The organism is Parafrankia sp. BMG5.11, from assembly GCF_004337455.1.
Map to the genome: position 1 here is coordinate 19,201 of NZ_SJXI01000137.1, position 10,881 is coordinate 30,081.

Genomic DNA, 10,881 nt, shown 5'->3' on the forward strand with positions numbered 1-10,881 from the left:
CCAACGATAAATAATTGCGATCGATCGATCCTTCCCGCCCATAGCCCGGCGATAGGAGACGTTTACGGATCGTTAGCGAGAAGCACATTGCCAGCCAACCGACGATGCATCGAGACTGGGCTCGGTAAATCCACCGAGAAATATCCGAACCCTCGTCACGAGTAGGTGGTCGGTGTGCAGCAGTACACCCTGGGAGCGGGCCGGGTCCTTCCTGACGACCGCGGTCTTTATTCCCTCGTCGACGACCGCGTCCGTACCGATCCGGACCGGGTGATCCTCAGCCGGCCCACCGGGACGGACTGGCATGACATCACCTTCCGCGCGCTCGACGCCCACGTGCGCCGGGTCGCCGCGGTGCTCCTCGGCCACGGGGTGGGCGTGGGCGACCGCGTCGGCATCGTCGGCCGCACCAGCTACGAGTGGGTGGTCGCCGACCTCGCGGTCCTCGCCCTCGGCGCGATCACCGTGCCGATCTTCCCGACCGCCTCGCCGGCGCAGATCACCCACATCGTGACCGACTCCGGCATGGCGTGGTGCTTCGTCGAGACCCCGGAGCACCACAGCGCGGTCGCCACGGCCGGTGCCGGGACGCTGCGCGCGCTGCCCTGGCCGCTGGCCGACCTGAACGGCTGGCAGGCCCCCGCCGACGACGCGGGCCACGCGGCCGGCGGCGGTGACCTGGCCGCGGCGGACGAGTTCGCCGGGCGCCGGGACGCCGTCCGGGCGGACTCGCTCGCGACGATCGTCTACACCAGCGGGACGACCGGCATGCCCAAGGGCTGCATTCTCACCCACGGCAACCTGTTCGCCTCCAGCGCCAACACCGTCGAGCACACCGGCGAGCTGTTCCGGGTGTGGCGGCCCGCCGCGGGCACCGGAGCGGCGCAGGGGCCGGAGGGATCAGAGGCGGCGGTCGAGCAGGCGTCGACCCTGCTCTGCCTGCCGCTGGCGCACGTCTTCGGCCGGACGATCCTCGTCGCCTGCCTCTACGCCGGCACGCGGACCGGCCTGCTGGCGGCGGTCCCGGACATCCTGCCCGCGATGGCGACCTTCCGGCCGACCGTGCTGGCGCTCGTCCCCTACGCGCTGGAGAAGATCCGCAAGGGGCTGCGCGGCGTCGTCGACACCGACACCGAGCTCGCGGCGGTGGCCGCCGGCCTGGCCGGCGACCCGGCCAGCAGCCCAGCGGACGGCCCGGCCGCCGAGCGGCAGCCCGCCCCGGCGGCGCTGGCCCGGATCAACGGCGTGTTCGGCGGCCGGCTGACCCACGTGATCAGCGGCGGGGCGTCGCTGGACGCCACCACGGCGGCCTTCTACCGCGGCGTCGGCGTGCGGATCCTGAACTGCTACGGCCTCACCGAGGCCGCGACGGCGGTGACCGTCAACCAACCCGGTACCAACCGCATCGGCACGGTCGGCCAGCCGATCCCCGGCACCACCGTGGCGATCTCCCCGGACGGCGAGGTGCTGGTCGCCGGCCCCAACGTCTCCCCCGGCTACTGGCGGGCCGGCCAGGACCCGTGGATCGAGCCCGCCGGCACCCAGGCCGAGCCCGGCGCCGGCCCGTCCCGCTGGCTGCACACCGGCGACCTGGGCCACCTCGACGCCGACGGCTTCCTCCTCATCACCGGCCGCCGCAAGGAGATCCTGGTCACCAGCGGTGGCAAGAACGTCACGCCGACCCTGCTCGAGGACCGGATGCGGCTGCACCCGCTGGTCGCCGACAGCATGGTCGTCGGTGAGGCCCGCCCGTACGTCGCCGCCCTGGTGACGACCGACCAGGGTGCGCTCAGCGCCCTGGCCGCGGCGCACGGCATCGACCTCGCCGCCCCCGGCTGGTGGGAGCACCCCGCCCTGCTCGACCGGGTACAGGAGGCGGTCGACGACGCCAACAGCCTGGTCTCCCGGGCCGAGTCCATCCGCCGGTTCCGAATCCTCCCCGCCCAGCTCACCATCGACGCCGGTCACCTGACGCCCTCGATGAAGCTGCGCCGCGCACCGATCGAGGCGGCCTTCGCCACCGAGATCGAGCAGCTCTACTCCCCGGCCGCCGCCCCGGCCCCGGCCTGAGCCGGCGCCGGCGCCGGCGCCGGCTCAGGCCTGGAGACGCCGCCGCTCGCAGACACTTCCGCCCGCTGACATCTCCGCCGCATGACCGACGGGAGCACTCAAGGATGTACGACGTCATCGTGGTCGGCGCCCGCTGCGCCGGCTCACCGCTGGCCATGCTGCTCGCCCGCCAGGGCCACCGGGTCCTGGTCGTGGACAGGTCGACCTTCCCCAGCGACACCGTCTCCACCCACTACATGCACCAGACCGGCCTGGCCCGGCTGCGGGACTGGGGCCTGCTGGACCGCCTGGCCGCCACCGGCGTCCCGCCGATGCGCCACCTCACCTTCTCCTACACCGGCCTGCACCTCGAGGGCTTCGCCGACCCGATCGACGGGATCACGGAGGTCTACTCGCCGCGGCGGACCATCCTCGACAAGCTGCTGGTCGACGCCGCCCGCGAGGCCGGCGCCGAGGTCATCGAGGGCTTCACGGTCAGCGACCTGCTCTTCGACGACGGCCGGGTCACCGGCATCCGCGGCCGGGCCGGCGAGGGCCCCGAGCAGGAGTTCCGCGCCGCGTTCGTGGTCGGGGCGGACGGGCGGACGTCCACCGTGGCCGACAAGGTCGGCGCGGACTTCTACCGGGTCGTGCCGGCGGCCGGCTTCATCTACTACTCCTACTACGAGGGCCTGGACTGGACGTTCCAGCACCGGACCGGGTTCGGGGAGCAGCAGTTCGGCGCCTGGCCCACCCACGACGGCCGGCACCTGCTGTCGATCATCCGGCCCCGCGCGGCGTTCAGTGAGTTCCGCGCCGACGTCGAGGGCAGCTTCCACGCCATCTTCGACGCGGTCGTCCCCGAGCTCGGTGAGGACCTGCGGGCCCGCGGCCGGCGCGTCGAGGAGTTCCGTCCGATGCGCTACCCGGACAACTACTACCGGCGCTCGCACGGGCCCGGCTGGGCGCTGGTCGGCGACGCCGGCTACCACAAGGACCCGTTCACCGGCTGGGGTATCACCGACGCGTTCCTCCAGGCGCAGACGCTGGCCGACCGGCTGCACTCCGGCCTCGCCGGCGAGCGGACGCTGGACGACGCCGCCGCCGAGTACGTCAAGCTCCGCGACGAGGAGAGCCACGGCACGTTCGAGCTGACCTGCACGCTCTCCCACCTCGTGCTGCCGCCGTTCCTGCACTCGGCCTTCGCCGCGACGGCGCAGAGCCCCCGCTACACGAAGAAGTTCTTCGGGATGATCGCCGGTGGCGTTCCCGGCCACGACTTCTTCCACCCCGACAACCTCGCGGAGCTCTACGAGGAGGTCGGCATGCCCGCCGAGAAGCGCCTGCTGTCGGCCGGCTGATCCAGGATCGGGAGGCATCGGCTGATGAGCACCGCTCCGGTGGCCGCGCCCCACGCGGGCAACGGCACGACACCTGACGGCACGACGGCCGGCATCGCGGCCAGCACGGCGGCGGGCGCCGCCGCGGGGGCCGCCGACGTCGGCGAGCTCGCGCGGCGCACGCTCGCGTTCGTGCGCGACGAGGTGCTGCCGGTCGAGCGCGAGCTGATCGTCGCGGGCCGGCACATGGACGACGACGTCCGTGTCGGCCTGCAGCGGGCGGCCCGCGCGGCGGGCGTCTTCGGGCCGCTGACGCCGGTCGCGCTCGGCGGGCTCGGCCTGGACAACGCCGGTCTCGCGGAGGTACTCGAGGCCGCCGGGACGAGCCTCATCGGCCCGATCGCCGTGAACTGCGCGGCGCCCGACGACGGGAACATGCACCTGCTCGCCGACGTCGCGACGCCGAGCCAGGCCGAGCGCTACCTGCACCCGCTGCTGCGGGGCGAGACACGCTCGGCGATCGCGCTCACCGAGCCGGCGCCGGGCGCGGGCTCGGACCCGTCGATGGTCCGCACGACGGCCGCCCAGGTCGACGGCGGCTGGGTCATCGACGGCGCGAAGCACTTCATCACCGGCGCCGAGGGCGCCGCGTTCACGATCTGCATCGCCCGCACCGAGGGCGGCACCACCATGTTCCTGGTCGACCAGGACAACCCCGGCCTGACGGTCGGACGGCGGATGCCCACCCTGGACCACAGCGCCCCGGGCGGGCACTGCGAGGTGACGTTCGCCGACTGTTTCGTCCCCGACGAGGCGGTACTCGGCGACGTCGGCGCCGGGCTGCGCTACGCCCAGGTGCGGCTGGCCCCGGCCCGGCTCGCGTTCTGCATGAGCTGGCTGGGGATCGCCGTCCGGGCGCACGGCATGGCGGCCGCGTGGATCCAGCGCCGGAGCTCGTTCGGCCGGCCGATCTCCGAGCACGGCATGGCCCAGGCGCACGTCGCCGACAACGAGATCGACATCGCCGCCGCCCGCGCCCTGGTCCGCTCGGTGGCCCGGGTGCTCGACGAGCAGGGTGTGGCCAGCTCCGCCGCGCGGCACGGCGCCGCGATCGCCAAGACGTTCGTCGCCGAGGCGGTGTGGCGGGTCCTGGACCGGGTCGTGCAGCTCTACGGCGGCCTCGGGATCTGCGAGGACCACCTGGTGGCGCGCTTCCTCGTCGAGGCCCGCGGGTTCCGCATCTACGAGGGCTCGTCCGAGGTCCTGCGCACCTCCATCGCCAAGCGGGTGCTGCGGGCCCACCAGCCGGCCACCATCGGAGAGGAGACACGGTGACACCGACGTCCGCACCGACCACGGCGACCAGTCCCGGCCAGTCCAGTCCCGGCCAGCCCGGCGCGGCGGCGGGTGGGGAGAGCCGGCCCGGTCCGTTCGCCATCTTCGGCCCGGCCACCGCCGACCCGGGCGCGCCCGACCTCGAGCGCATCCGGGAGATCGCGAACGCGATCGTGCCGTTCCGGCGGTTCGTCGGCATCGACATCACCGAGATCGACACGGAGCGCTCGGTGGTGGAGATCCCCGACCGGCCCGACCTCACCAACCAGCTCGGCACCGTGCACGCCGGCGCACTGTTCCTGGCCGCCGACCTCGCCGGCGCCGCGGCGGTGGCCGGGGCGCTCGCGCCGCGGCTGAGCCGGTTCGAGTACCTCGTCGTCCGCGACGCCCGCTCGACGTTCCGCAAGCCGGCCAACGGGCGGGTGCGCGCGATCGGCCTGGTCGACGAGCGGGAGGCGCGCCGCGTCCTGGCCGGCACCGGGCCGGAGCGGTTCGACCTCGACGTCAGGGCGCTGCTCTACGACGACGCCGACGTGCTCGTCGCCCGGTTCCACTTCGACTACGCCTGCGCGATCGCCGGAGACTGACGATGCCGACCACCGAGTCGACGACCCCCGCCGACCCCACCGGAGCCGCACCGCCCACCGCTCCCAGCGGCGGCACCGATGCCGGTGCCGGTGCCGCCCGTCCGAGCGCGGCCGCCGGCCCGGAGAAGGTGCCGGTGCCGGTCTCCAGCGGGATCACACTCATGGTCCGGGCGATGGCGCAGCCCGACCCGATGGCGCCCGTCGTGCTGCTGCTGCCGGCGATGGCCCTCAAGGCGAAGTTCTACCTGCCGATGGCCAGGGCGCTGTTCGCGGCGGGCCTGTCGGTGGCCACCCTCGACCAGCGCGGGTACGGCGAGAGCACGCCCGGCCTGCGCGAGCAGCCGAACTTCGGCTACCGCGAGCTGATCGAGGTCGACATGCCCGCGGCCGTCGGTGCCGTCCGGGCCCGCTTCCCCGGGGCCCCGCTGTACCTGTTCGGCCACAGCCTCGGCGGTCAGCTCGCCCTCTTCCACACGGCGGCCGCGCCGGGCGAGATCGCCGGCGTCGTGACGATCGGCACCGGCACCCCGTACTGGAAGGCGTTCGGACGTCGCAACTGGTTCGAGGCGTTCTGGAAGATCCAGACCATCGGCCTGGTCGCCCGGGTGCGCGGGTACTGGCCCGGCGGAATGCTCATCGGCGGCGCGATGGCCAGCCAGGTGATGGTCGACTGGGCGCGCCAGTCCCGGACGAGCAGGTGCCGTCCCAGGGGCTCGACGCGGCGCCACGACGACGCGCTGCGCGCGCTGGACCGGCGGGTGCTGGCGATCTCGCTGGACGACGACCGGCTCGGTCCCAGCTCGAACGTGGACTTCCTCTGCTCGCGGATGCCCGCGGCGCGGCTGACCCGGTGGCACGTCGTGGAGTCCTCCGGGGTCGCCCACCGCGACCACTTCGCCTGGATCAAGGACAGCGCGGTCATCGGCCGGGCCGCGGCGAGCTGGATCACCAGCGGGCGACTGCCCGCCGAGCAGGCCGGCGGAGAGGGGAACGGGCGATGAGCAGGACACGGCTGACGGTCCTGGGTGACAGCTTCGCGGAGGGCCGCGGCGACCCGCGGCCCGGCGGCGGCTACGCCGGCTGGGTGCCCCGGTTCGCCGAGCTGTTCGGGATCCCGCACGGCGGCTACCGCAACCTCGGCACCCACCAGGCCACCACGCGGCACATCCTGGAGCACCAGGTGCCGGCCGCCCTGGTCACCAAGGCCACCGTGATCGGCGTCATCGGCGGGGTCAACGACCTGGTCAGCGACTACGAGCCGGCCCGGTTCCGGCGCAACCTCGCCGCGGTCCTCGGCCGGCTCGCCGGCCCGGACACCGTGCTGTTCACCGCCACCTATCCCGACATCCCCGGGAACCTGGCCGTCCCGGCGTCCTTCCGGGCGCTGCTGCGCGACCGGTTCGCGCAGGCCAACGCCTACCTGCAGGAGGCGGCGGCCGCCACCGGCGCCGTGTGCCTGGACATCGCCGCGGCCACCGAGTGGCGCGGCCGGGCGCTGTGGGATCCGGACGGGCTGCACCCGAACCCGGCCGGGCACCGCCACTTCGCCGAGACCATGGCCGACCATCTCGGCCGCCACACCGGCATGGCGCCGGTCGGCCGCGAGCCGGCGGGTGTCGGAGCCGGTGCGGGCGGCGGGCTGCTGTCCTACTGATCCACCGACCTGCCCCACCAACGCCACCACCCCCTCGGGCCCGCCCCGCGCACCCAGCTCAGCACAGCACGCCCAGCGAGCACAGCACGTCCAGCGAGCACAGCGCGTCCAGCCAGCCCGGCCCGTGCGGCCGGTCCGGCTGGTCCGGCGCGCCCGAAACCAGCCGAACTTACGTTCCGAAAGGGTCATCGTGAGCGAGAGCGGACCGCCTCGGCGACTGGCCGACACTCCCATCGCCATAGTCGGAATGGCGGGCCTCTTCCCGCACGCCCACGACTTCCGGGAGTTCTGGCAGAACATCGTCGACGCCCGGGACTGCATCGAGGACATCCCGGCCAGTCGCTGGAACATCGACGACTACTACGACGCCGACCCGACCGTGCCGGACCGCACGTACTCCCGGCGCGGCGGGTTCGTGCCCGACGTCGCCTTCGACCCGCTGGAGTTCGGGCTGCCCCCGAACCAGCTCGAGGTCACCAGCACCCTGCAGACGCTGAGCCTCGTCGTCGCGCGCGACCTGCTGCGCGACGCCGGCGCCCGCTCGGCACACTCCGCTGACGGGGCGGACTGGTACGACGCCGACTCGACCGGCGTCGTGCTCGGTGTGACCGGGCCCGTCCCGCTGATGCACCCGCTCGCCGCCCGGCTGACGACGCCGGTGCTGCGCGAGGTCGTGCGGGCCTGTGGGCTGACCGAGGACGACGCGCAGGCCATCGCCACCCGCTACGCCGAGGCGTTCGCGCCCTGGGAGGAGAACTCCTTCCCCGGTCTGCTGGCGAACGTCACCGCCGGGCGGATCGCGAACCGGCTCGGCCTCGGCGGGATGAACTCCACCGTCGACGCCGCCTGCGCGGCCTCGCTCTCCGCGGTGCGGATGGCGATCGCCGAGCTGGTCGACGGCCGCGCCGACATGATGATCGCCGGTGGAGCCGACACCGAGAACTCGATCTTCGGGTACATGTGCTTCAGCAAGACCCAGGCGCTGTCGAAGTCCGACCGGATCCGCCCGTTCGACGAGGGCGCCGACGGCACGCTCATCGGCGAGGGCATCGGCATGCTCGCCCTGCGCCGCCTCGCCGACGCCGAACGCGACGGCAACCGGATCTACGCGGTCATCCGCGGCATCGGCTCGGCCAGCGACGGCCGCTCGAAGAGCATCTACGCGCCGCGGGCCGAGGGCCAGGAACGCGCACTGCGCCGCGCCTACGCCGACGCCGACTGCTCGCCCGCCTCGGTGGAGCTGTTCGAGGCGCACGCGACCGGCACCGCGGTCGGTGACCGCACCGAGCTGACCGCGCTGGACGCCATCCTGCGCGAGGCCGCCGGGGACGAGGCCCGCTTCGCCGCGATCGGCAGTGTCAAGTCGCAGATCGGGCACACCAAGGGCGCGGCCGGCACCGCCAGCCTGATGAAGCTGGCGCTCAGCCTCTACCAGAAGACGCTGCCGCCGACGATCAACGTCGAACGGCCCAGCGGCCCGCTCGCCGACGACAACACCCCGCTGTACGTCAACACCCACACCCGGCCGTGGGTCCGCGACCCGCGGCGCCCGGTGCGGCGCGCGGCGGCGTCCGCGATGGGCTTCGGCGGGACGAACTTCCATGTCGTGCTGGAGGAGCACCGGGCTGAGCGGCCCGCGACCGGCCTGCTGCACCGCACCGCCCGCGCCTGGCTGTGGCACGCGCCCGACCCGGCGGCGCTGCGCGCGGCCCTCGCCGCCGGCGAGCCGCCCGCCGACGGACTGATCTCCACCGACGGACTGATCCCCGCTGACCATGCCAGGGTCGGGTTCGTCACCCCGGCCGCCAACCCCGACGGCGGGGCCGCCGACGGCGCGGACCTGCGCCGCATCGCGCTCGAGCAGCTGGCCGCGGCGCCCGATGCCGAGCAGTGGACGCACCCGGCCGGCGTGTACTACCGCCGCCGGGCGCTGCCCGACCCGCGGGTGGGCGCGCTGTTCGCCGGGCAGGGCAGCCAGTACCTGGAGATGGGCCTGGACGCCGCCCTCGGCGTCCCGACCGTCGCGCAGGCGCTCGACGACGCGAACGCCGTGTTCGCCGACGACGACGCGCGGCTGGCCGCCGTGATGTACCCGCCGCCCGTCCTGGACCCGCAGGTTCGCCAGGAGCAGGAGTCACGGCTGCGGGCCACCCGGTACGCGCAGCCGGCGATCGGCGCGCTGTCCGCCGGGCAGTTCCGCTACCTGCGGGAGCTCGGCCTGGACTGCGCCGGCTACCTCGGCCACAGCTTCGGCGAGCTGACCGCCCTGTGGGCGGCCGGCGCCCTCGACGACACCGAGTTCTTCCGGCTGGCCCGGGCCCGCGGCGCCGCGATGGCGCCCCCGGACCCGGCCACCGGCGGGAACGCCGGCGACGGGAACGCCGCCGGCGGCGACCCGGGCACGATGGCCGCCGTCCAGGCGAGCCGGGAGCAGATCACCGAGATCCTCACCGACTTCCCCGACGTCGTCGTGTGCAACAACAACGCCCCCGACCAGGTGGTCGTCGGCGGGGGGACACAGGCCGTGGAGGCGGTGGTCGAGGAGCTGGCCCGGCGCGGGATGACCGGCCGGCTGCTGCCCGTCTCGGCCGCGTTCCACACCCGCTACGTCGCCCACGCGGTCGAGCGGTTCGCCCAGGACCTGGCGCAGGCCCGCATCGGCGCCCCGGCCGCTCCGGTGTACGCGAACACGGCGGGCGCCGCCTACGGCCCCGACGCCGACTCGAACCGGGTCGTGCTCGCCGGCCAGCTGCTCGCCCCGGTCGACTTCGTCGCCGGGGTCACGGCGATGCGCGCCGCCGGGTGCAACATCTTCGTCGAGTTCGGCCCCAAGCAGGTGCTGGCCCAGCTCACCCGGCGCATCCTCGACGACGCGCCGGTCACGGTCGTCTCCACCGACGGCGGCCCGCTGCGTGACGGCGACGTCGTGCTCAAGCAGGCCGCGGTGCAGCTCGCCGTGCTGGGCCTGCCGCTGGCGGACATCAACCGCCACGACGCGACGGCCGGCGCCGAGGGCGACACCGAGCAGCCGCGGCGCGCGGCGATGACGGTCACACTCACCGGCGCCGAGTACGTGCCGCAGTCCCGCCGGGCCCTTTACCAGGCGGGTCTGACCGACGGCTTCCAGGTCTCCGCGGTCGCGGCGGCCATGAACGGCGGGCCGGCGGCCGTGGCCACGCCGCCCGCCGCCCCGGCCGAGCCGGTTCCGGCCCCGCAGCCCGCGCTCACCTCGGCCCCGCAGCCCGCGCTCCCCGCGGCCGCGCCGGCGGCGGCCGAGCTGCCCGCGGTTCCCGCGGTGGCCGGGTCACCCGCGGCCGCCGGCCGGCCCGCAGGCTCCGCGCCGGTTCCGGCGGCCGCGGCGCTCGGCGCGGGTCCGGCCGGCGCCGGGGTCAGTGAGGCCGTCGCCCTGCACCTCGACCTGCACGGGCGCTACCTGGACGGCCAGCTCCGGGTCACCGAGGAGCTGGTGGGTCTGCTGCGCGACGGCGCCCAGAACGGTGACCAGGCCGGCTGGGTGCCCGCCGCGGTCGAGCAGGTCCGGGACCAGAGCCTCGCGGCGGGTCGGGCACACGTCCACGCCAACGAGGTCCTCGCCGCGCTGGCCGGCCTCGAGCTCGCGGCAGGCGGGCATGCCCCGGCAGCGCCGGCAGCAGGTGCGCCTGCCCGGGTGGGGCTCGCCCCCCGTTCCACCAGCGCCGCCGGGCCGGCCGCCCTCGCACCGCCGCCCGCCGCGCCCGCTGTGCCCGCCCCGGTGATCGCCGACGCACCCGCGACGGTGCCCGCCGACTCCGCCGGCCCTGTCGCGGTACCCGCTCAACCGACGGGCAACGGCCACCATCCCCACCAGCCCGGCACCCTGATACCGGCCGCTGCCCCACTCCCCGCCGATGTGTGGCGGGTGAGTGAGTCCATGGAC

At 74.6% G+C, this 10,881-nt stretch carries 7 protein-coding genes; all 7 read left to right on the top strand.

Annotated elements, in window-relative coordinates; all coding sequences use genetic code 11:
• Nucleotides 1-174: 174 nt before the first annotated feature.
• Nucleotides 175-2,070, top strand: coding sequence for a long-chain fatty acid--CoA ligase (locus E0504_RS47170; protein WP_165938859.1), 1,896 nt, complete (start codon nucleotides 175-177; stop codon nucleotides 2,068-2,070).
• Nucleotides 2,071-2,174: 104 nt separating this feature from the next.
• Nucleotides 2,175-3,410 (top strand): NAD(P)/FAD-dependent oxidoreductase, encoded by a 1,236-nt coding sequence (locus E0504_RS47175; protein WP_112106144.1) that lies wholly within the window; start codon nucleotides 2,175-2,177, stop codon nucleotides 3,408-3,410.
• A gap of 24 nt (nucleotides 3,411-3,434) precedes the next feature.
• Nucleotides 3,435-4,724 (top strand): acyl-CoA dehydrogenase family protein, encoded by a 1,290-nt coding sequence (locus E0504_RS47180; protein ID WP_131627759.1) that lies wholly within the window; start codon nucleotides 3,435-3,437, stop codon nucleotides 4,722-4,724.
• Nucleotides 4,721-5,311 (top strand): DUF4442 domain-containing protein, encoded by a 591-nt coding sequence (locus E0504_RS47185; protein WP_071063212.1) that lies wholly within the window; start codon nucleotides 4,721-4,723, stop codon nucleotides 5,309-5,311. The genes E0504_RS47180 and E0504_RS47185 overlap by 4 nt, the downstream gene beginning before the upstream one ends.
• Before the next feature lie 2 nt (nucleotides 5,312-5,313).
• Complete coding sequence (locus E0504_RS47190) at nucleotides 5,314-6,312, top strand: alpha/beta fold hydrolase (RefSeq protein ID WP_112106142.1); 999 nt, start codon at nucleotides 5,314-5,316, stop codon at nucleotides 6,310-6,312.
• Nucleotides 6,309-6,965, top strand: coding sequence for an SGNH/GDSL hydrolase family protein (locus E0504_RS47195; protein WP_071063216.1), 657 nt, complete (start codon nucleotides 6,309-6,311; stop codon nucleotides 6,963-6,965). The genes E0504_RS47190 and E0504_RS47195 overlap by 4 nt, the downstream gene beginning before the upstream one ends.
• A 247-nt stretch (nucleotides 6,966-7,212) precedes the next feature.
• Nucleotides 7,213-10,881, top strand: a 3,669-nt coding sequence (locus tag E0504_RS47200) for a type I polyketide synthase (RefSeq protein ID WP_243657963.1), incomplete at its 3' end; no start/stop codon positions are given.